This is a genomic window from Novosphingobium capsulatum NBRC 12533 (assembly GCF_001598375.1).
Classification (GTDB): domain Bacteria; phylum Pseudomonadota; class Alphaproteobacteria; order Sphingomonadales; family Sphingomonadaceae; genus Novosphingobium; species Novosphingobium capsulatum.
Window position 1 is genome coordinate 18,931 of sequence record NZ_BCYV01000006.1, and the last position, 21,679, is coordinate 40,609.

20 protein-coding genes and 1 tRNA gene are annotated in these 21,679 nt (G+C 67.0%); 14 read left to right on the top strand and 7 right to left on the bottom strand.

Annotation, left to right across the window (positions count from 1 at the left end; translation table 11 throughout):
- Both SCA01S_RS03795 and SCA01S_RS03800 read right to left on the bottom strand, forming a co-directional pair.
- Positions 1 to 2,265, bottom strand: coding sequence for an NADP-dependent malic enzyme (locus tag SCA01S_RS03795; protein ID WP_062783117.1), 2,265 nt, complete (start codon positions 2,263 to 2,265; stop codon positions 1 to 3).
- A gap of 90 nt (positions 2,266 to 2,355) precedes the next feature.
- Positions 2,356 to 3,984, bottom strand: coding sequence for a hypothetical protein (locus SCA01S_RS03800; RefSeq protein ID WP_062783120.1), 1,629 nt, complete (start codon positions 3,982 to 3,984; stop codon positions 2,356 to 2,358).
- Positions 3,985 to 4,180: 196 nt separating this feature from the next.
- On the opposite strand from SCA01S_RS03800, the gene mutS reads away from it, so the two are divergent.
- Positions 4,181 to 6,781, top strand: a complete 2,601-nt coding sequence (mutS, locus tag SCA01S_RS03805) for a DNA mismatch repair protein MutS (RefSeq protein ID WP_459541057.1) — start codon at positions 4,181 to 4,183, stop codon at positions 6,779 to 6,781.
- 119 nt (positions 6,782 to 6,900) lie between these two features.
- Here mutS and SCA01S_RS03810 read toward each other — a convergent pair whose 3' ends face one another.
- A complete protein-coding gene (locus SCA01S_RS03810) occupies positions 6,901 to 8,169 on the bottom strand; it encodes a NupC/NupG family nucleoside CNT transporter (protein ID WP_022675595.1) in 1,269 nt (422 codons plus the stop codon).
- A gap of 101 nt (positions 8,170 to 8,270) precedes the next feature.
- On the opposite strand from SCA01S_RS03810, the gene SCA01S_RS03815 reads away from it, so the two are divergent.
- The 7 genes from SCA01S_RS03815 to SCA01S_RS03845 all read left to right on the top strand — a co-directional run bounded on the left by SCA01S_RS03815 (position 8,271) and on the right by SCA01S_RS03845 (position 13,377).
- The gene (locus tag SCA01S_RS03815; RefSeq protein ID WP_028657676.1) at positions 8,271 to 8,951 is read left to right on the top strand and encodes a queuosine precursor transporter; all 681 of its coding nucleotides are present in this window, start codon (positions 8,271 to 8,273) and stop codon (positions 8,949 to 8,951) included.
- A gap of 65 nt (positions 8,952 to 9,016) precedes the next feature.
- On the top strand, positions 9,017 to 9,931 hold the full coding sequence (argB, locus tag SCA01S_RS03820) for an acetylglutamate kinase (RefSeq protein WP_022675597.1): 915 nt from the start codon (positions 9,017 to 9,019) through the stop codon (positions 9,929 to 9,931).
- A 72-nt stretch (positions 9,932 to 10,003) separates the two neighbouring features.
- Positions 10,004 to 10,609 carry a hypothetical protein gene (locus tag SCA01S_RS03825; RefSeq protein WP_062783125.1) on the top strand — a complete coding sequence of 202 codons (606 nt, stop codon included), beginning with the start codon at positions 10,004 to 10,006 and terminating at the stop codon, positions 10,607 to 10,609.
- Between the two features lie 113 nt (positions 10,610 to 10,722).
- Positions 10,723 to 11,016 (top strand): YggT family protein, encoded by a 294-nt coding sequence (locus SCA01S_RS03830; RefSeq protein ID WP_022675599.1) that lies wholly within the window; start codon positions 10,723 to 10,725, stop codon positions 11,014 to 11,016.
- Positions 11,017 to 11,020: 4 nt separating this feature from the next.
- A complete protein-coding gene (folD, locus tag SCA01S_RS03835; protein ID WP_062783128.1) occupies positions 11,021 to 11,914 on the top strand; it encodes a bifunctional methylenetetrahydrofolate dehydrogenase/methenyltetrahydrofolate cyclohydrolase FolD in 894 nt (297 codons plus the stop codon).
- A gap of 76 nt (positions 11,915 to 11,990) precedes the next feature.
- The gene (locus SCA01S_RS03840) at positions 11,991 to 12,755 is read left to right on the top strand and encodes a hypothetical protein (RefSeq protein ID WP_062783131.1); all 765 of its coding nucleotides are present in this window, start codon (positions 11,991 to 11,993) and stop codon (positions 12,753 to 12,755) included.
- Between the two features lies 1 nt (position 12,756).
- Positions 12,757 to 13,377, top strand: coding sequence for a MarC family protein (locus tag SCA01S_RS03845; protein WP_062783643.1), 621 nt, complete (start codon positions 12,757 to 12,759; stop codon positions 13,375 to 13,377).
- A gap of 110 nt (positions 13,378 to 13,487) precedes the next feature.
- Here the strand turns inward: SCA01S_RS03845 and SCA01S_RS03850 are convergent, their stop codons facing one another.
- Positions 13,488 to 14,075 carry a TMEM165/GDT1 family protein gene (locus SCA01S_RS03850; protein WP_062783134.1) on the bottom strand — a complete coding sequence of 196 codons (588 nt, stop codon included), beginning with the start codon at positions 14,073 to 14,075 and terminating at the stop codon, positions 13,488 to 13,490.
- A gap of 214 nt (positions 14,076 to 14,289) precedes the next feature.
- Positions 14,290 to 14,745 carry a DUF1289 domain-containing protein gene (locus SCA01S_RS23000; protein ID WP_369405404.1) on the bottom strand — a complete coding sequence of 152 codons (456 nt, stop codon included), beginning with the start codon at positions 14,743 to 14,745 and terminating at the stop codon, positions 14,290 to 14,292.
- A 44-nt stretch (positions 14,746 to 14,789) separates the two neighbouring features.
- Here SCA01S_RS23000 and SCA01S_RS03855 point away from each other — a divergent pair, with 44 nt between their 5' ends.
- The 5 genes from SCA01S_RS03855 (at position 14,790) to SCA01S_RS03875 (ending at position 20,147) form a co-directional block, all read left to right on the top strand.
- Positions 14,790 to 16,355 (top strand): DEAD/DEAH box helicase, encoded by a 1,566-nt coding sequence (locus SCA01S_RS03855; RefSeq protein ID WP_062783137.1) that lies wholly within the window; start codon positions 14,790 to 14,792, stop codon positions 16,353 to 16,355.
- Positions 16,356 to 16,573: 218 nt separating this feature from the next.
- Positions 16,574 to 18,079, top strand: a complete 1,506-nt coding sequence (locus SCA01S_RS03860) for a sensor histidine kinase (RefSeq protein WP_062783140.1) — start codon at positions 16,574 to 16,576, stop codon at positions 18,077 to 18,079.
- Entirely contained in the window at positions 18,072 to 18,518 is a 447-nt protein-coding gene (locus SCA01S_RS03865; RefSeq protein ID WP_062783143.1) for a response regulator, read from the top strand. Before SCA01S_RS03860 ends, SCA01S_RS03865 begins: the two co-directional genes overlap by 8 nt.
- A 26-nt stretch (positions 18,519 to 18,544) precedes the next feature.
- On the top strand, positions 18,545 to 19,630 hold the full coding sequence (locus tag SCA01S_RS03870) for a sensor histidine kinase (RefSeq protein WP_255352196.1): 1,086 nt from the start codon (positions 18,545 to 18,547) through the stop codon (positions 19,628 to 19,630).
- Between the two features lie 85 nt (positions 19,631 to 19,715).
- Positions 19,716 to 20,147, top strand: a complete 432-nt coding sequence (locus SCA01S_RS03875) for a hypothetical protein (protein ID WP_054131623.1) — start codon at positions 19,716 to 19,718, stop codon at positions 20,145 to 20,147.
- 7 nt (positions 20,148 to 20,154) lie between these two features.
- On the opposite strand, the gene SCA01S_RS03880 is transcribed toward SCA01S_RS03875, so the two are convergent.
- Both SCA01S_RS03880 and SCA01S_RS03885 read right to left on the bottom strand, forming a co-directional pair.
- Complete coding sequence (locus SCA01S_RS03880) at positions 20,155 to 20,655, bottom strand: MmcB family DNA repair protein (RefSeq protein WP_062783146.1); 501 nt, start codon at positions 20,653 to 20,655, stop codon at positions 20,155 to 20,157.
- A 70-nt stretch (positions 20,656 to 20,725) separates the two neighbouring features.
- Positions 20,726 to 21,244 (bottom strand): hypothetical protein, encoded by a 519-nt coding sequence (locus SCA01S_RS03885; RefSeq protein WP_082350073.1) that lies wholly within the window; start codon positions 21,242 to 21,244, stop codon positions 20,726 to 20,728.
- Positions 21,245 to 21,368: 124 nt separating this feature from the next.
- On the opposite strand from SCA01S_RS03885, the gene SCA01S_RS03890 reads away from it, so the two are divergent.
- Positions 21,369 to 21,445: transfer RNA gene (locus tag SCA01S_RS03890), tRNA-Arg, on the top strand.
- Positions 21,446 to 21,679: the final 234 nt, after the last annotated feature.

Below are 21,679 nucleotides of genomic sequence, written 5' to 3' on the forward strand. Positions count from 1 at the left end.
TCAGGCGGTGATGCCTGCCGCCGCCAGCACCGCCAGGGTCAGCAGGTCGGGTGCGGTTGCCGTCATCGGGGCGATCTGCACCGGCTTTTCCATGTTGAGCAGCATCGGGCCGATCATGGCGTTGCCGCCCAGCTCGCGCAGCAGCTTGGCCGAGATATTGGCCGATTGCAGACCGGGCATGATCAGAACGTTGGCCGGGCCCGACAGGCGGCAGAACGGATAGGTCTGCATGATGCGCGGGTTGAGCGCGGCATCGGGCGCCATTTCGCCTTCGTATTCAAAGCCCGGCTGGCGTTCATCGAGGATCGCCACCGCATCGCGCAGTGCATCGAGCCACTTGCCATAGGGATTGCCGAACGTGGAATAGGACAGGAACGCCACGCGCGGTTCGTGGCCCATGCGGCGGGCGACGGCGGCTGTTTCGATGGCGATATCGGCCAGTTCCTCGGCATTGGGGCGCTCGTTGACCGTGGTATCGGCCAGGAACACCGTGCGGTTCTTGCCCACCATCAGGTGAACACCGAACGGCAGGTGCCCGGGCTTGGGCCCCAGCACGCGGCGAATTTCCTTCATGGTCTGCGCAAACGGGCGGGTGGTGCCCGAAATCATCGCATCGCCATGGCCCAGCGCCAGCAGCAGCGCGGCAAAGACATTGCGATCGTTGTTGACCATGCGGCGCACGTCGCGTTCCAGGAAGCCCCGGCGCTGCAGGCGCGGATAGAGATAAGCCACCATGTCTTCCACCAGCGGGGAGACATTGGAGTTGTGGATTTCAAAGCTGGACGGGTTGGACACGCCCAGTTCCGAAAGCTTGTCGAGCACGCCCTGGGTGCGGCCGACCAGCACCGGCGTGCCATAGCCGAAATCGCGGAACTGGATGGCCGCGCGCAGCACCACTTCCTGCTCGGCTTCGGCAAAGACCACCCGCTTGGGGTTCTGCTTGACGCTGGCATAGACGTTGGTGAGCACCGAGGTCGTCGGGTTGAGCCGCGCCTTGAGGCTTTCGCGATAGGCTTCGAAATCCTCGATCGCCTTGCGCGCCACGCCGGTTTCCATCGCCGCCTTGGCCACGGCCGAGGAAACCCGCTCCATCAGGCGCGGATCGAACGGAGCGGGAATGATGTAGTCCAGGCCAAACTGGTGGTTCTTGCCATAGGCGGCAGCCACTTCCTCGGGCACGGGCTCGCGCGCCAGTTCGGCGATCGCAGAAGCCGCGGCGATCTTCATTTCCTCGTTGATCGCGGTGGCCTGCACATCCAGCGCGCCGCGGAAAATGTACGGGAAACCCAGGACGTTGTTGACCTGGTTGGGATAGTCGGAACGGCCGGTGGCGATCACGCAATCCGGGCGCACGGCCTTGGCCGCGTCGGGATTGATTTCGGGATCGGGGTTGGCCATCGCGAAGATGATCGGCTGCGGCGCCATCTTCTTGACCCAATCGGGCTTGAGCGCGTCGGCCGCCGAAAGGCCCAGGAAAATGTCGGCGCCATCAAGCGCCTCTTCCAGGGTGCGGGCCGGGGTATCGACGGCGTGGGCGCTCTTCCACTGGTCCATGCTGTCGGTACGGCCGCGATAGATCGTGCCCGTGCGGTCGCACATGATCACGTTGTCGTGGCGCACGCCCATGGCCTTGATCAGCTCGGTGCAGGCAATCGCCGCCGCGCCCGCGCCGTTGACCACGACCTTGACCTCGGACATCGCGCGGCCGGTCAGGTGGCAGGCATTGAGCAGGCCGGCGGCGGTGATGATCGCGGTTCCGTGCTGGTCATCATGCATCACCGGAATCTTCAGCCGCTCGCGCAGGGCCTGCTCGATGATGAAGCATTCCGGGGCCTTGATGTCTTCCAGGTTGATCCCGCCAAAGCTGGGCTCCATCAGGGCGACGGCCTCGATAAAGGCTTCGGGATCTTCGGTGGCGAGTTCGATGTCGATCGAGTCGACATCGGCAAAGCGCTTGAACAGCACCGCCTTGCCTTCCATCACCGGCTTCGACGCCAAGGCACCCAGATTGCCCAAGCCCAGGATGGCGGTGCCGTTGGAAATCACCGCCACCAGGTTGCCCTTGGCGGTATAGTCATAGGCCGTGGCGGGATTGTCCGCGATGGCCAGCACCGGCACGGCCACGCCGGGCGAATAGGCCAGGCTGAGATCGCGCTGCGTGGCCATCGGCTTGGAGGCGATGATCTCGATTTTGCCAGGCCGGATCGTGTTGTGATAGAAAAGCGCTTCGCGTTCGGTGAAACGGACGTTGCTTTCCTCGGACATTCGCGCACTCCCGGCAGACTGGAAACTCGTCTTGCCCCCTTGCACATTCGAATGCGCTAGGGAAGGCTTGAGCGCGCACGAAATGATCCCTTACAAATCGCGCGCCTGCCATTTGGGCAGGCCCAGCGGCCGCACGGCAAACAGCAGGCTGCGCCCCTGCTGCCACACCAGGCGCAGGCGTGGATCGGGGTTGCGCGGCAGGCCGGTATCGATCAGCCAGACGTAATCGACCCGTTCCACCGGGGCAAAGCGCAGGGCCGAGTCGATCGAGCGCAGCCGCCCGCTGGCGCAGCGCCGCGACCACACGAATTCCGACGGATCGGCCGCGAAATTGCGCGCCGGGCGGAACCGCGGCACGACCATGTGCAGACCGGGTACGGCCCAGTTGTCGTTCACCCAGGCCTGGCGATAGACGCTAGCCAGGCTGGCGAGGTGATCGCGCCGGGTGTTGCGCCACGCTTCCTCCAGGCAGGAATGTTCCACGAACGTGAGGATGCGGGCGCCCGGCTCGATATGTTCGAGCGCGGATAGCTGCTGGCGATAATCGTCGGCATAATCGACGAAGCTGGCCGCCGTGACCACCGTGCGCAGGCCAAGCAGAACCAGCCCGGCATAGGCCACGGCGCGGGCCACGCGCGGGCGCGCGCCGCTCCAGTCCTGCAGGCCCAGCAACAGCATCATCGCCGGGGGCAGCAGGCGCACGTCGACAAAGGCACTGCCGTTGATATCGCTCGGGATGATCACATAGAGGATCAGCACGCACAGCCCCGGCAGGCCGCGCTGCCAGTTCCACCGCCCGCCCAGCCAGAACCCGCCGAGCAGCAGGATATAGGCGGCCGCCGTGGTGATCACGTCGAGCGCAAACGACTGGTCGCGCAAGGTGATGCCCAGGAACACGCCCTTCTGTTCCCACCGCCAGGCGTTGAGGCTGCGCGCCGGTTCGGGCGAAAACAGCTTCCACAAGACGATGGTCAGCACCGTGGCGAGCAGCGGCCAGCACAGCACGATGAGGCGCCCGGCGGCGGCCTTCCAATCGTGCGTGGCGATCACCGTGCGCCAGCGCGACGGGCGCCACCAGCCCGCCGGCAGGTTGTCCAGCTCGCGGCCAAAGGCATTGGCCCCGACCATCACCGCCAGCAGCAGCCCGCCGATGGCATGGCACAGCATCGCCAGCGGCTGGGCCACCACGAGCAGGCCGGCACGGTCGCGCGGGCGGTGCTCCAGCGCCATGGCCGCGGCAAAGGCGCACAGCGACAGGCCGGTGCCCAGGATATAGTTGAGGAACCCGGTCAGCAGCGGAAAGCTGAACACCCACATCAGCGCCCAGGGCGCGCCATGGCCGCCGCGGGCGTTGGCCACCCGCACCGTGGCCAGGCAGCCGCCGGCAAACAGGCCCGTGGCCAGCACCGTGCTCCACCACCCGGCTGCCAGCACCCCCAGCCAGCCGCCCAGCACTTTCATCAGCACGTCGCCGCCGATGTTGAGCGTGAACACCCACTTCCAGCCCAGATACTTGCCCAGCGGGCTATCCGGCCCAGCCGCCTCGATCGCGGCGGCACCCATGTGTCCCGGCACGTCGATCAGCGGCGGCACATCGACCAGCACGAACGGAAAGCAGATCAGCAGCACGCCCAGGATGATCGCCCGCGTTGAAAGCCAGGGCAGACCCCCGCCGCGCCAATCGAGCAGAAACCGGAACCGCTTGGGGGAAACTTGCATCAGGCCTCTTTTGCGCTGCGTCGGGCTGGGGTGGAAACAGGGATGGATACTGGGCGTGGAGCGCCTGCCCTTATCACGCCGATGCCGCCATGGGGAGCCGTGACACCCGCAGGCCGCCCTGCCGGCCTATCCGGCCTGTTCATAAGGCCCGCCTGCGGGTTTGAGAATGCGCGCCGCCTGGGCTAGCGATAGCGCGATGTCCACCCCCGCCCCAACCCCGATGATGGCGCAATATCTGGCGCTCAAGGACCAGGCGCCCGATTGCCTGCTGTTCTATCGCATGGGCGATTTCTTCGAGCTGTTCTTCGATGATGCCCGCCAGGCCGCGCAGATCCTCGATATCGCGCTGACCAGCCGGGGCGAGCATGGCGGCGCGCCGATCCCGATGTGTGGCGTGCCGGTCCATTCGGCGGAAAGCTATCTTGCCCGCCTGATCCGCGCCGGTTGCCGCGTGGCCATTGCCGAACAGGTGGAAAGCCCGGAAGAGGCCAAGAAGCGCGGCGGCTCCAAGGCCTTGGTGGCACGCGATATCGTGCGCTTCGTCACCGCCGGCACCCTGACCGAGGAAGCGCTGCTCAACCCGCGCGAATCCAATGTCCTGGCCGCCCTCTGCCCGCTGCGCGACAGCGTGGGCCTCGCCTCATGCGACATTTCCACCGGGCGGATGGAACTGGAAGAATGCACGCCCGACCGGCTCGGCGCCGCGCTCGCCCGGCTCGGTGCGCGCGAGATCGTCGCCCCCGATGGCTGGGCCGATGCCCCGCTCGATGCCGTGCCGCGCGACGGCCGCACGTTTGACAGCGCAGCGGGCGAAGCGCGCCTCAAAGAACTGCACGGCGTTGCCACGCTCGATGGCTTTGGCATGTTCGGCCGGGCCATGCTGGCGGCGGCGGGCGGGCTGATCGCCTATCTCGACCACGTCGGGCGCGGGCGCCTGCCGCTGCTGCTGCCGCCGGTGGCGCGCGGGGCCGATGCGCACATGGCGATGGACGAGGCGACGCGCGCCAGCCTGGAAGTGCTGGTATCAGCGAGCGGCACGCGCAAGGGCAGCCTGGCCGAGGCGATCGATCGCTGCGTCACCGGTGCGGGCGCGCGCCTGCTCGCCGAAGACCTCGCCGCGCCGCTGCTCGATCTGGCGCAGATCCGCGCCCGCCTGGAAACGGTGCAGTGGCTGGTCGATGATCCGCTGCTGCGGGCCGATCTGCGCGCCACCTTGCGCACTGTGCCCGATCTCGGCCGCGCGCTGGGCCGCGTCGTCGCCGGGCGCGGTTCGCCGCGCGATCTGGGCCAGTTGCGCGATGGCCTGGCCCAGGCGCGGCACCTGCACGACAGCCTTTCGGCGCGCGCCGATCGCCCGGCCCTGATCGCCGCGCTGTTGCCGCATCTGGCCGGCCATGGCGCGCTGGTCGATCTCTATACCCGCGCCCTGGTGCCCACCCCGCCCACCGAGCGCAGCCAGGGTGGGTTCATCGCCGAAGGCTATGATGCCGGGCTAGACGAACTGCGCGCCGCAGCCGGCAATTCGCGCCGCGCCATCGCCGCGCTGGAAGCCAGGTACCGCGACGAGACCGGCGTTGCCGCCTTGAAGATCCGCCACAACGGCGTGCTGGGCTATTTCATCGAAGTGCCCGCGCGCCATGCCGACCGGCTGATGGCGCCCGATTCCGGCTTTACGCATCGCCAGACCATGGCCGGCGCGGTGCGTTTCAATGCGCTGGCCCTGCACGAGGAAGCCAGCCGCATCGCCGAGGCCGGCGGCCATGCCCTGGCCGCCGAGGAAGCCCATTTCGAAGACCTGATCGCCCAGGCCGTCGCCGCACGCGAGGGCATTGCCGCCACCGCCGCCGCGCTGGCCCGCATCGACGTGGCCGCCAGCCATGCCGAGCGCGCCGGCGAGGGCGGCTGGTGCCTGCCGCAGGTGGTGGAAGAACCGGTGCTGGCAATCACCAGCGGCCGCCACCCGGTGGTGGAAGCCGCGCTGGCCAAGGCGGGCGAGCGGTTCGTGGCCAACGATTGCCAACTGGCCGAGGCTGACCGGCTGTGGCTGGTCGGCGGGCCGAACATGGGCGGCAAGTCCACGTTCCTGCGCCAGAACGCCTTGATCGTGCTGCTGGCCCAGGCCGGTAGCTATGTTCCCGCGCTTGATGCCACGGTGGGCCTGGTCGACCGGCTGTTCAGCCGCGTCGGCGCCAGCGACAACCTGGCGCGCGGGCGCTCCACCTTCATGGTCGAAATGGTCGAAACCGCCGCGATCCTGCAACAGGCCGGCCCGCGCAGCTTCGTCATCCTCGATGAAGTGGGGCGCGGCACGTCGACCTATGATGGCCTGGCCCTGGCCTGGGCCGTGGCCGAGGCGGTGCATGAAACCAACCGCAGCCGCTGCCTGTTCGCCACCCATTACCACGAAATGCAGCGCCTGGCGGAAACCTGCCCGGCGCTGTCGCTGCACCATGTGCGGGCGCGCGAGTGGAAAGGCGATCTGGTCCTGCTGCACGAGGTGACGCAGGGCCCGGCCGACAAGTCCTATGGCCTGGCCGTGGCGCGCCTGGCCGGGGTGCCCGAACCCGTGGTCAAGCGCGCGCGCAGCGTGCTCGACAAGCTGGAAAAGGGCCGCGCCGCGACCGGTGGCCTGGCTGCGGGCCTTGACGACCTGCCCCTGTTTGCCGCCGCCATCGAAGCGGCCGAGGACAAGGTCGATGCGCTGCGCGACAAGCTCAACGCGCTGGATATCGATGCGCTGTCACCCCGCGCCGCGCTCGATCTGCTTTATGAACTCAAGCGCGAGGCAAACGCATAGCCCCTCCACCACCGCTTGCGCGGCGGTCCCCCTCCCCGCCTTCGGCAGGGAGGATCTTCAGGTCCTCCCCATCAGCGATGGGGAGGTGGCGGCCGCAAGGCCGACGGAGGGGCTTGATGTCAAAGCGACAGAAACAGCCCCGCCAGTGCCGCGCTCATCAGGTTGGACAGCGCGCCGGCGCACAGCGCCTTGATGCCCAGCCGCGCGATCACCGGGCGCTGGTTTGGCGCCAGGCCGCCGGTCACCGCCATCTGGATGGCGATCGACGAGAAATTGGCAAAGCCGCACAGCGCAAAGGTGACGATCGCGATGGTGTGATCGGAAAGGCCCTTGGCCTCTTGCAGATCGATGAAGCCGACAAATTCGTTGAGTACGATCTTGGTGCCGAACAGGCCGCCGGCCTGCATTGCTTCGGCCCAGTTGGGCGCGCCCAAGAGCAGGAACACCGGCGCAAAGATCGGCGCGAGGATTTGCTGGAAGGTCAGGCCGGGATGGCCGAAGAAACCACCCGCCCAGCCCAGCATGCCATTGGCCAGCGCGATCAGCGCCACGAACGCCAGCAGCATCGCGCCCACCGCCACAGCCAGCTTTACCCCGGTCTGCGCGCCTTGCGCGGCGGCCATGATCAGGTTGGCCGGGCGCTGTTCTTCCGGCGCCTCTTCCAGCGAAGGCTTGATGTGCGGATTGGTCAGCGCGGCGTCGGCATCGGCATCAACGGCATCGTGCAGCGGGGGCACGTCGGGCATGATCAGCTTGCCCATGAACACCCCGCCCGGTGCCGACATGAACGCCGCCGCGACCAGGTAATCCACCCGCACGCCCAGCCCGGCATAGGCGGCCAGGATCGTGCCAGCCACGCCCGCCATGCCCACGCTCATCACCGTAAACACCTGGCTGGGCGAGAGCGCGGCAAGATAAGGGCGGATCACCAAGGGCGATTCGCTTTGCCCGACAAAGATGTTGGCCGCCGCGCACAGCGATTCCACACGGCTGATGCCGGTCACCTTTTCCAGCGCGCCACCGATCCAGCGGATCACCAGCGGCATGATGCCCAGGTAATAGAGGATGGAGATCAGCGCAGCGAAGAACACGATCGGCGGCAGCACGGCGATCGCCACGCTCTTGCCGCCAAGTTCGGGCCGGGCAAGATCGCCGAACACGAATTCCACCCCGGCGCGCGAATAGGACAGCAACTGCTGCACCGCGCTGGCCGCGCCCTGCAGCGCCGCCTTGCCCGGAGGAAAGCTCAGGACCAGCGCGGCCAGGCCCGCCTGCAGGGCAAAGGCTGGCAGCACCACCCGCCAGCGAATGGCGCGGCGGTTGGAGGAGAGCAGGAATGCGATGGCAAACAGCAGCGCCATGCCGCCAAGACTGGAAAGAATGCGCATGGCGGGATCGCCAACTCCACGTACGGGGGATTTAGACGGTTTCGTTCCTAACCATATTTGGCGCCGCGTCAAAATCAGGATAGAGGCCACCGATGGAAAAGATGCCTTCATCCGCGCCGCAGACCGTCTCCCTGCCCCGCGCACTGTTCGTATTTTCCCTGCTTTACGGCGGGTTAGTGGTTCTTGCCGGCGTGCTAGGGGCCAAGATCGCGAGCCTGGGCACCTGGCCCGTGGTCGGCAGCCTGGCGGTGGAATCGGGCATTTTCTGCTTTCTGCTGCTGGTTGTATTGTCCAGCACCACGGCCGAACTCTATGGCCAGAAGGCCGCGACCACGCTGGTGCGGCTGGGTTTCATCCCGCTGATCGTCTCGATGGTGCTGCTTACCCTGGTGATCCACGCCGTGCCGCCCGCGCCGTTCTGGCAGGGACAGGAAGCCTTTGCCACGGTGCTGGGCCAGGGCGCGCGGATGCAGCTGGCGGGGCTGATTTCCTATGGCGTGTCGCAAACGCTCAACGTGCATGTCTTTGCCCGCATCGGCGGCGGCCAGGGGCAGCGGCTGATGCTGCGCGCCTGGCTTGCCAGCCTGCTCAGCCAGGTGGCCGATACAGTGCTGTTCATCACGCTGTCGTTCTGGGGCGAAAAGGGCGCCGATGGGCACCCGCTGCCGATCGGCGCGCTGATGACCGGGCAGCTCGGCGCCAAGCTGCTGCTGTCCACGCTGATGGTGCCGCCGCTGATCTGGCTCGCGGTGCGGCTTGGGCGCCGGCTCGATCGCGCCTGACACAAATCTTCACGGCGCAAATATTCACTGCAAATTCGGTCGAAGACGGCTAAGGCGCCGCCATCATGGCCACGAACATCGATCAGACCGACTCCTATCGCACCAGCATGCTCGCCAAGGCGGAAACGCTGACCGAGGCGCTGCCCTATCTGCAGCGTTATGCCGGGAAGACCTTTGTGGTGAAGTATGGCGGCCACGCCATGGGCGATCCCGATGCCGCGCGCGATTTTGCCGAAGACATCGTGCTCTTGAAGGCCGTGGGCGTGAACCCGGTGGTGGTGCACGGCGGCGGCCCGCAGATCGGCGCGATGCTCAAGAAGCTGGGCGTGGAATCGCACTTCATCGATGGCCTGCGCGTGACCGATGCCGCCACGGCCGAAGTGGCCGAGATGGTCTTGTCGGGCAAGATCAACAAGGAACTGGTCAGCTGGATCGCGGCGGCCGGGGGCAAGGCGCTGGGCATTTCCGGCAAGGACGCCGGGCTGGTCACCGCCACCAAGGTGGAACGCACCACCAAAGACCCGGAAAGCAATATCGAGCGCGTGGTCGATCTGGGCTTTGTCGGCGAACCGACCGAGATCGATCCCACCATCATCCACACTGCCAGCGCGGCCGGCTTCATCCCGGTGATCGCGCCGATCGGCGTTGGCAAGGACGGGCACACCTACAACATCAACGCCGATACCATGGCTGGCGCGATCGCGGCCAAGCTCGGCGCCTCGCGGTTGTTCCTGCTCACCGACGTGCCGGGTGTGCTCGACAAGGACAAGCGCCTGCTGACCGACCTGACCCCGCACGACATTGCCGGGCTGACGCGCGATGGCACGATCAGCGGCGGCATGATCCCCAAGCTGGAAACCTGCGTCCACGCGGTGGAGGCCGGGTGCGAGGCGGCGGTGGTGCTCGATGGCCGGGTGCCGCATGCCATGCTGCTGGAAATCTTCACCGCGCGCGGCGCTGGCACCCTGATCCACCGCTGACACAGCGTGGGCAGCAGCGAGCGCGACTGACGGCCAATGGAACGAAAGCGGGGGCCAAGCGTGGTTAGGGGCATGATCCGTTCCTGCATGGCCACCGCCCTCGCCTCTGCCATCGTCATCAACCTTGCGGGATGTGACCGGCGGCCTGATCCCGCACCGCAAGCCTCTACCAGCACGCCCGACAGCGCCGAGACCACGCCGCCGGCCTGGATCGTGGCGCCCTCTGACCTGCCGAGCGAAGACAGCGCGCCCGATGCCGCGTCAAAGCCTGCTGCGACGGACGCAGCCGCAGCCGATCCGGCGCCCAATCCTGCCTACGCCGCAGCGCTCAACGCGCGGCGCGATCCGGGCAAGGTGCTGGCAGCCTGGGGCACGGCGGTGGAAGCGCGCGACTGGGCCTCGGTCCGCGCGTTCTGGGGCGATCACGGCAAGGGCAGCGGGCTAGACACCAAGGCATTCACCGCCCGCTGGGGCAAGCTGGTGCAGCCGCGCGTGACGATCGATCCCGGCCAGTCCGAAGGCGCGGCCGGATCAATCTATTACACTGCCCCGGTGACGATCATCGACGGCGCCCGCCGCCTGACCGGCGAAGTGGTGCTGCGCCGGGTCAACGATGTGACGGGCGCCACCGCCGAGCAGCTGCGCTGGCACATCGACAGCACCACCTTGACGCCCTGAGCGGGCCAAGACCCAACGAAATCTTGCGCAAAAGGGCGGCGTTCACCCGATTGCCCTTGGGGCCTAGCCTGGGCTAAAGCGCAGCACCGCTGCCGCCATAAGGAACGCCGCCCGTGCTGCTCTATACCCTTGTCCAGATGATCGATTACCTGATCAGCGTTGTCAGCATGGTCGTGATCGTGCAGTTCGTGATGAGCCTGCTGATCAGCTTCAACGTGATCAACACCAGCAACAACGCGGTCGTCGCGATCTGGCGCGCGCTCAATGCCATTCTCGATCCGCTGCTGGCGCCGATCCGCCGCTTCATGCCCAATACCGGCGGTATCGATTTTTCGCCCATGGTGCTGATCGTGCTGCTGCGCCTGCTGTCTATCCTGCTCAACGGCCTGGCCGCCTCGGGGTACTGATTTCATGACTGCCAACGTAATCGACGGAAAGGCCTTTGCGGCCAACCTGCGCGCGCGCATCGCCACTCTGGCGGCCGAATTCACCCAGGCCACCGGGCGCCAGGCCGGCCTCGCCGTGGTGCTGGTGGGGGAAGACCCGGCCAGCCAGGTCTATGTCCGCTCCAAGGGCAAGAGCACGGTGGAAGCCGGCATGGCCAGCTTCGAACACAAGCTGCCCGCCGATACCGACGAAGCGACGCTGCTGGCCCTGGTCGAACAGCTCAACGCCGATCCCGCCGTCGATGGCATCCTGGTGCAGTTGCCGCTGCCCCGCCATCTTGACGAGCAGAAGGTGATCGCCACGATCAACCCCGACAAGGATGTTGACGGCTTTCACGTCACCAATGCCGGGCGGCTGGCGGTGGGCCAGGCCGGCTTCGTGCCGTGTACGCCGCTGGGCTGCCTGATGCTGCTGCAAGACCGGCTGGGCGATCTGTCCGGGCTCGATGCCGTGGTCATCGGCCGCTCCAACATCGTGGGCAAGCCGATGGCCCAGCTGCTGCTGGCGCAAAGCTGCACCGTGACCGTGGCCCACAGCCGCACCCGCAACCTGCCCGATGTGGTGCGCCGCGCCGATATCGTCGTGGCCGCCGTTGGCCGCCCAGAAATGATCCGGGGTGACTGGATCAAGCCTGGCGCCACGGTGATCGACGTGGGCATCAACCGCGTCGCGGGCGCCTTGGAAGGCAAAACCCGTCTGGTCGGCGATGTCGCCTATGCCGAAGCGGCCGCCGTCGCCGGCGCGATCACGCCTGTGCCCGGTGGGGTCGGCCCGATGACCATTGCCGTGCTGCTGCGCAACACGCTGGTGGCGGCCTATCGCCATGCCGGCCTGGCCCTGGCGCCTGACGCGATCTGATCACGGTTCTTGGCGGAACGTTTCATTGCCAAGTGCTTGCTTGGCCCACGGGCCGGCATTCGATAGAACCGGGGGCATGCTGCTTCGTGCCCCCGGCGTCGCCCTTGCGCTTGCCATCTGCCTTGCCGCCCCCGCCCTGGCCCAGCCGGCCGGTGGACGCGTGCGGATGATCGCCAATCCCAGCGCGCTGATCGGCGCCGATATCGCCACGGCCCAGGCGATGCAGGCCAAGGGCGCGCGCGAGGGGCTGGCCACCAGCATGGCCGAAGGGGCCGAGCTGATCCTGCCGCCGCGCCAGGCAGCCGATCCCCTGCTGCGCCGCAAGGATGCCATGCCGGGCCACCCGCACCAGCCCGATGCCGCCTGGATTGCGTGCGACGGCAGCTTTGGCATCACCCGCGGCCGCTGGAAAACCGCCACCGGAACCGGCGGCTGGTATGCCACGGTGTGGCAACGCCACGCCAAGAAGGGCAACTACCAATGGCGCCTATCGCTGGAAGGCACGGCCGCCAGCCTGCCCGATGCGCCCGAATTCCTGATCGGGCTGGTGGCCGATTGTCCGGCCCGGCCCACGGCCGCCGGGGCAGACGATCGCCCGGCGCCCAAGCCAGCCAAGAACGCGCCCATCGTGCAGCGCCCCCTGGCTGGCGCGATTCCCGCTGACGACGCGCCCGCCGGGTCTGACAGCCAGACCGCGCAATCCAACGATGGCACCCTGGCCTGGCGGTCCACCGTGCGGCCCGATGGCAGCCGCGTCTTTCGCGCCTGGCAGTGGAAAGACGGCGTGATGGCCGACATTGTCCATCTGGACGCCGCCCCCGACCAGCGCCAAGGTGGCTGACATGCTGCAACTGTTCCTGTCCGCCTTCACCACGCTGTTTCTGGTGATAGATCCGCCCGGCTGCGCGCCGATCTATGCCGGGCTGACCACCCATGCCACCGCGCGCCAAGCCACGCAGATGGCGCTGCGCGCCTGCGTGATCGCCACCGGCATCCTTGTGGTCTTTGCCCTGTTCGGCGAAGCCTTGCTCGGCGCGCTGCACATCGAGCTGGCCAGCTTTCGCATCGCCGGCGGCATCATGCTGTTCCTGATCGCACTCGACATGGTGTTCGAAAAGCGCACCGAACGGCGCGAGGAACGCGCGGAAAAGGTGCGCAATGCCCAGCCGCATGTGGAAGACGTCTCGGTCTTTCCCATGGCCATGCCGATGCTGGCCGGGCCGGGCTCGATCGCCTCGATCATGCTGCTGACCGCGCGCGCGCACGGCACCGAGGAAACCGCAGTGGTGCTCGCCGCGCTGGGCGTCGTCATGGTGCTCAGCTTTGTTGCGCTGGTCGCCGCCCGCCCGATCATCCGCGTGCTGGGCGAGCAGGTAGAGGCGGTGGTCACCCGCCTGCTGGGCGTGCTGCTGGCGGCCCTTGCGGCGCAATTCGTGATCGACGGGCTGCGCACCCAGTTTTAAGCGCTGCGCGCGACAAGGGCTTCGACAAGCTCAGCCCGAACGGTTCCGGGGGATAATGCCCCCCGTTCGCCCTGAGCCTGTCGAAGGGCGCCAACGCAGCGCCCCAACCCTCAAACCAGGCCGGCCGTCTGCGCCAGCAGCCAGCTGCCGATCACGATGAACAGCGCGGCGGCAACCATGCGCACCAGGTTCATCGGCACGCGCGCGATCAGGGCATTGCCCAGGAACACCGCCGGCACATTGGCCAGCATCATGCCCACCGTGGTGCCGGCCGTGACCGCCACGGCATCGTGGAACCGCGCGCCCAGCGCGATGGTCGCCACCTGGGTCTTGTCGCCCATTTCCACCAGGAAGAACGCCACCACCGTGGTCAGGAACGCGCCAAAGCGCGCTGGCCGCGCCGCGTCGTCCTCGTCATCGAGCTTGTCGGGCACCAGGGTCCACAGACCCATGGCAATAAAGCCGCCCGCAATGGCATAGCGGAACCACAGGCCATCGAGCAGGTCGGCCGCGACCATGCCGACCAGCGCCGCCAGGAAATGGTTGACCAGCGTGGCGGCCAGAATGCCCAGCACGATCGGCACTGGCCGCTTGAACCGCGTGGCCAGGACAATGGCGAGAAGCTGGGTCTTGTCGCCGATTTCGGCCAGCGCGACCACGGCGGCGGAGGTGCTGAAGGCTTCGAACAAGGGTGCCATGGGTGATACGTTCCGGGCCGGGCGAGACGAAGACAAACGACAGCGCGTGCTTCCGCCCGGCCGAGCGAATCACACAGCTGCCATTTGGTCTTGCCCGCAGCGGGCCGTGTCCGGCCTGCCTCTGCCCGCGCCATGATCTCTCGACCAAGCATGTTGACGCTGGGCGCCGCGCGCGACGCGCGGTGGCTACTCCCCAAGTGACGTGGCCGAGCGGTTAGGGTGCCCCGTGGCCGATGGCAAGGCGTTTTTCACAACGCGCCAGGATCGCACGCTTTTCTTCCGCTCCCGCGCGGTACCATGCGGTAATTTCGGCCATGGTGCGGGCACAGCCACGGCACAGACCACTATCGGGCGCGATGCTGCACACTCCCGTGCAGGGGCTGGCGGGCATGGCGGATGGGCCGGGCGAATCCATGCCACGCCCTAGGCCTGGGTGCAGCGCAGCGCAATTTCCTTGCGTATCGAGGCCATTGCCCCTAAGGGAGCGATCAGCAGGTGCGATGCGCCCGCCGTGATCCAGCGGCAGGTGACAGAGGCCCGGGCAAGCGTGAGATCGACCGTCGCTACGGAAACGATCCGCCCCGGCTGCGCGCATCGTGCCCCACCCGCCTCCCTTTATCACGCAAGGGGTCGCATGTTCGACCCTGCACCCATCGGGCCTGTCGCGCATTGTCGTGGCCGGCCATGGGAGGCATTGCAAAGCATTGGAACTCCATGTCCTATTTTTCTGACCTTGGCCTTGCCGAGCCGATTCTCCGCGCGCTTGAAACCAAGGGCTACACCGATCCCACCCCGATCCAGCGCCAGTCGATTCCCGCGCTGCTCGAAGGGCGCGATCTTCTCGGCATCGCACAAACCGGCACCGGCAAGACCGCCGCGTTCGCGCTGCCCTCGCTGCACCGCCTGGCCGCCGATCCGCAGCCGCGCAAGCCGGCGTCGTGCCGCATGCTGGTGCTTTCGCCGACCCGCGAACTGGCCGCCCAGATCGCCGACAACATGAAGGGCTATGCCAAGAACCTGCGCCTGACGGTCGATTGCGTGTTCGGTGGCATTCCCATCGGCAAGCAGGCCCGCCGCCTGGTGCCGGGCGTCGATATCCTGGTGGCCACGCCAGGCCGCCTGCTCGACCTGATCGACAACCGCGCGCTGACCATCGGCCGCACTGAAATCTTCGTGCTCGACGAAGCCGACCAGATGATGGACCTGGGCTTCATCCATGCGCTCAAGCGCGTGGCCAACCTGCTGCCGGCCAAGCGCCAGAGCCTGTTCTTTTCCGCCACCATGCCCAAGTCGATCGAAGACCTGGGCAAGCAGTTCATCAAGAACCCGGTGCGCGTGGAAGTGGCCCCGCAATCGACCACGGCCGAACGCGTCGAACAGTTCGTCAGCTTCCTCAACCAGCCGGAAAAGCAGGCGCTGCTGTCGCTGACGATCCGCCGCCTGCTGGCCGAAAAGCAGCTCGATCGCGGCATCGTGTTCACCCGCACCAAGCATGGTGCCGATCGCGTGGCGCGCAATCTTTCGGCCGCCGGCATCGATGCCCGCGCCATCCACGGCAACAAGAGCCAGGCGCAGCGCACCGCCGCGCTCGAAGCGTTCCGCCAGGGTTCGTGCCCGGTGCTGGTGGCAACCGACATTGCCGCACGCGGGATCGACGTTTCGGGGGTGAGCCACGTGTTCAACTTCGAACTGCCCAACGTGCCCGAGCAATATGTGCACCGCATTGGCCGCACCGCGCGCGCCGGTGCCGATGGCGTGGCGATCAGCTTCTGCGCGCCTGATGAAAAGCCCTACCTGCGCGATATCGAGCGCCTCACCAAGGTGAAGCCCGATGTCATGCCGCTGCCGGAAAACTTCCTGGCAGATGCGGCACGCCTGCCCGCACCCGTGCGTCGCGCGGCCGAAGACACCGACATGCGCCGCGACCAGCCGCGTGGCCGCGCCGGTGGTGGCCGTCGCGATGGCGGGCGCAGCGACGGTGGCCGCCAGGACGGCGGACGCCGCGATGGCCGCCGTGATGGTGGCCCGCGCCAGGACGCCCCCCGCGCCGACAATCGCGGCGAGCCCCGCCGTGACGACACGCGCCGCAGCGACGCACCCCGCAGTGACACGCCGCGCAGCGCAGACCGCACGGGCCAGGATCGCCGTCGCAGCGATGCCCCGCGCAGCGATGCCGCCCGGCACGACGCCGGTGGTGAAGCGGCTGCCAAGCGCCGGTTTCGCCCGCGCGGCCCGGCCACAACCGGCCAGCACCGCAACAAGGTGCGCCGCGTGGTCTGATTCAGCGGCAGCGCCGATGGCTTGAAAAAGGGGTGTGGGCCACGCGGCCTGCACCCTTTTTTCATGGCAAACCTGCGCGCCGCCGCTGCCATGCCGCGCTCGCCCCGGCGCAAAAATGCCATTGTTGGGGGACGCAGGTGGAACCAACCGGGCCGATCGGCATTCCTGTCGTGGGCGCGCGGCGCCATCTGCGATCGTGCCGCGCGGGAAGGGTTTCAATGCAAACGACGAATCTGACCGCGCTGGGCAGGGATACCCGGGTCAACCGCTTCATCCTGACACTGCTGACCATCGGTTTTGCCGCCCTGCTCGCCGGGCTCGGCGCGGCATTGTGGACGCAGCAACGCAATACCGACAGCGAGCGCTGGGTTGCCCATACGCTGGAAGTGCAGGCGCGCATCGGCGCCTTTGCCAGCAAGGCCGAGCGCATGGAAACCGCCCGGCGCGGCCGCCTACTGAGCGATGATCCCGCGTTCAATGGCCTGTTCGACGAGGCATTGGCCAGCGCGCTCGCCGATCTCGACATGGTCCAGAGCAAGACCGCAGACAATCCCGAGCAGGCCGCCAACATCCGCAGGATGCGGCAATTGCTGAGCGATTACGTCAAGGCCGAAAGGACGGAACGCAGCAGGGGCAGAAGCGCGCAGGCCGCCCTGCGCAGCGATTTCTTCCACGATCCCGTCGTCGTCCATATTCGCGAGATCCGCCAGGTGGCCGACGCCATGGCCGACGAAGAGCGCGCCCTGCTGCGCCAGCGCGAATCGCTGCAGGCGCAAAGCCTGCGCACGTTCAACATGGTGCTGGTGGCGATCGCGCTGCTGATCCTGACAGTGGCCAGCGCCACGATCCTGCTGGTGCGCCGCACCCTGCGCGATCTGCGCGCCTCGCGCCTGGAATTGAGCGCGCTCAATACCGACCTTGAGCGCCTGGTCGATTCGCGCACGACCGAGCTGCAGCGCGCCAACGCCGAAATCCAGCGCTTTGCCTATATCGTCAGCCATGATCTGCGTTCTCCGCTGGTCAACGTCATGGGCTTTACCGCCGAACTGGAAGCGGCGACCGACGTGATCGCCCGCTCGCTGCACGATCCGGCGCAGGCGGGCGCTGCGGTGCCCTCGCCCGCCGATGTGCTGCGCGCAGTGGAGGAAGACCTGCCCGAGGCGATCGGCTTCATCCGCAGTTCCACCCAGAAGATGGACCGGCTGATCAATGCCATCCTGCGCCTGTCGCGCGAAGGGCGCCGCACCCTGGCGCCCGAGACGCTCGATCTCACCGCGCTGGTCCGCTCGATCGCCGATACGATGCAGCACCGTCTGACCGAGACGGGCACCACGCTGACCATCGCGGCGCTGCCCGCGCTCACCAGCGATCGCACCGCGCTGGAACAGATTCTGTCCAACCTGATGGAAAACGCGCTGAAGTACCTTCAGCCCGGCCGCGCCGGTGAAATCCACATCAGCGGCAAGGCCGTGCGCGGCCGCGCCATCATCGAGGTGACGGACAACGGCCGCGGCATCGATCCGCGTGATCATGAACGCATTTTCGACCTTTTCCGCCGCTCTGGCGTGCAGGACCAGCCGGGCGAAGGCATCGGTCTTGCGCATGTTCGTGCGCTTGCCTATCGCCTTGGCGGTGTGATCGAAGTGGTTTCGGAATTGGGCAAAGGCGCCACGTTCCGCGTCAACCTGCCGATCGAATGGAAAGGCGCAGAAGCCAATGGTTAATCAACGTCCCGTCAACATCGTGATGATCGAGGACGACGAGGGTCATGCCCGTCTCATCGAGAAGAACATCCGCCGCGCCGGCATTTCCAACACGATCCATCACTTCATCGATGGCACCTCGGCGCTGTCGTTCCTGCTCGATAGCGAGCACGGCCCCAGCCACAACGGGCCGGCGCTGGTCCTGCTCGATCTCAACCTGCCGGACATGAGCGGGATCGACATCCTCGCCCGGATCAAGAGCGATGATGGCCCGCTGCGCCGCACCCCGGTGGTCGTGCTGACCACCACCGATGACAAGGTGGAAATCCAGCGCTGCTATGACCTGGGCTGCAACGTCTACATCACCAAGCCCGTCAACTATGAAAGCTTTGCCGACGCGATCCGTCAGTTGGGCCTGTTCCTGTCGGTGATCCAGATCCCGAGTGCGGAGGAGGTCTGATCCGTCCCGCCGCGCGCATTCTCTATATCGACGACGACGAGGGGCTGCGGCGCCTCGTCGCACGTGTGCTGGCGCGCAAGGGATATGACGTAACCACCGCGGCCAGCGGCGATGAAGGCATCGCCATGACCGCAAGCCAGGCTTTCGACCTGGTAGCCGTGGACCATTACATGCCGGGTCGCGACGGCCTCTCCACGCTCGAAGGGCTGCGCGCCCTGCCCGATTGCCCGCCGATCGTCTATGTCACCGGCTCGGAAGAGAGCCGCATCGCCGTGGCCGCGCTGAAAGCCGGGGCGCAGGACTATGTCGTCAAGGCAGTGGGCGACGATTTCTTCGATCTTCTGGCGCAAAGCTTTGCCCAGGTGCTGGAAGCCACCGCCCTGCGCCAGGCCCGCGACCGCGCCGAACAGGATCTGCGCGCCAGCAACGCCCGGCTGGAAACCCTGCTGCGCGAGGTCAACCACCGCGTTGCCAACAACCTCCAGATGGTCATGGCGTTCGTCTCGATGCAGGCGCGCAGCGTGGACAACGAGGCCGCGCGCGATGCGCTCTATCGCGCGCACCAGCGCATTGCCACGATCGCCCAGGTCAACCGGCGGCTTTACACGACCAATGACGTCGAATTCGTGGCGATCGACGATTATCTCGCCGCTCTGGCCAGCGACATGGGCGATGCCTGGTCGGCCCAGCGGCCGCGCACGGTGACGGTCGATGCCGATCCCGCGCGGCTGAAAACCGACCTTGCCGTCACCATTGGCCTTGCCGCCAACGAACTGGTCGGCAATGCCTGCAAATATGCTTATCCGGCCGATGCCGAAGGCGAGGTGCGCGTCACCCTGCGCCTGACGCAGCAGGCTGATGCCGAGGCGCGCCTGATGCTGTGCGTGGAAGACGATGGCTGGGGCATGCCGCCCGACGGCACCGTGCATGGCACCGGCCTTGGCACGCGGCTGATCGATGCGCTCACCCGCTCGCGCGGGGCACGCCTGGCACACGAGGCCGTGCATCCCGGCGAGGCTATGCCCGGCACGCGCGCCTGCCTGACGCTTACCCTCAACGCTGATGATCTGTGCCTGGGCGACGAAAGCGTGCCGGCGGATTTCACCATCTGAACCTTGCCGTCGCGGCAGTTTGTGATATTTTTCATATCACGAATACACCATCGATCACAGCAAGCGCAGGCAACGGGGATGGGGCATGGGCAAGAAGCGCAAACGCAACGCGGAAAAGGCGGCGGCTGACCAAGGCCTGACGCGGGCCGTCATGGCACTGCTGGCCCAAGCCATGGCCGAGCCGGACGTGGCGCGCTGCACCCTGTCGATCGACAAGACCACCGGCCTTGCCCGCCTGGCGACGAGCGGCGCGGACGGCCGCACCGCCACGCGCGAGATCGTCGGCCCCGGCCTCGCGCTCGATACGCTGACCAACGCGCCAGACGAACAACCGGATCAATTGCCCAGCGCATTGCCAGCAACCAGCGGGCGCAGCGGTGCCCAGGCCCGTGCCGCCCGCGATGCGCAGATCGTGGCGCTCGCCGCACGCGGCCTTACCCAGACCGAAACCGCACGGGTGCTGTCAGTCTCCCAGGCGCTGGTATCCAAAGTGCTGCGCGCCGCCGCGGCCGGCTAAACCACGCTCAATGGTCGATGCCCCAGGTGGCGCAGGCCGGATCGGCCGCCACCACCTGCCGGCGCAAGGCCGTGCGGGCCAGGCGCTCCACCTCTACCTTGCGGCGCGCGGCGGCCAACGGCAGGCTGGGCGCCGGCCGCACGATTTCCGCATCATAGCCATCGGCCACGATGATGCCGCAGGCCTGCGGCAGAAACGCCGCATCGTTGAGCACGGCGCGATCGAGATGCGGCGCCAGCCCCCAATAGAACCGGTCGCAATGATCGAGGTATTCCGGCCACTTGCTATCGCCCAACAGATCGGCGCGGCTGACCTTGATTTCCACGATCACCACCCGCCCCTTGCCATCGATCCCCATCAGATCGGCGCGGCGGCCATTGCGCAGCGGCATTTCCGCCAGGCACCAGATATCGTTGCGGGCAAACAGCCGCGCCACGCCGCGTGCCACGGCCAAGGCATCGGGCGACAGCGAGGGGGCAGTGGGCGGAACGAGAATCGAATCGGACATGCCGTCAGATTAGGAACATAATGCGAACAGGTAAAGCCGCAGCCCGCCATGGGCTGAATCCCCACACACCCTAGCGTTGCGGCCGAAGATTGAGCGGGGGGATCAGATCGAGCAGCGCAGCGCGCGCGGCCTCGAATTCCTGCCACAGCGCCTGGGCGGCCTGGCGCAGCGCCTCGGGCGTGGCGCGGCCCTGGGCGGCGATCAGAGCGCGCAAGCCAGGTTGCAGCACGGCAGCCAGGTCTTCGATTCCGTCGCGCGCCTGGTCGGCCCGCCAGCCGCCGGTGGCCCGCATGATCGCGGGAAAGTTGCGCACGTCGGGCCGCAACGGTTCGGGAGGACGCCCCGCCAGCACCGCCACCGACCGCGCCGCCTCGTGCAGCGCCATCCACACCGTATCGAGCGGCGACATGCCCGCCAGCCGTGCCCGCGCCGCCAGCCGATCGGCCCCCAGCACATCCGATGCGCCGCCGGGCAACAGCGGCGGCGGGCCGCCCTGCACCGTTTGCCGCGCCTGCTCGCGCAAGGGATCGCGCGGCGCTGAATCAAGGCTTTGGCCAGCGCGGAAGGACTGGAATGGGGGGTGTTCCATGGCGGAAAGGCTAGGCTGGGATTGTTAACCGATTCCTAATTTTCCGCCGTGCCGATGCCATGGCCAGGGGCCGTGCAAAAACCGCTGGCATGCCCTGCCCGCCACTGCTAGGGCGCCACTTCACGCACCCGTAGCTCAGCTGGATAGAGTACTGCCCTCCGAAGGCAGGGGTCACAGGTTCGAATCCTGTCGGGTGCGCCACTTCCCTCAACATCTGATGCTTGATCGCCCTCTTGGCCCGCGCTGCGCGTGGCGCCAGCGCTGCGCCGACGCCGCTCACGGCATTACCGCGTAATTGTGCGTAAGCTGTTCCGACAATAAATTCACCGTGAACACGGCATACCGTTCCGCGCATGACGTTCAGCGGAAAAATACGCACAGTATTGGTATACATACTTAGCAATCAGCAGATTTCAGCCAATATTGTGTTGATTC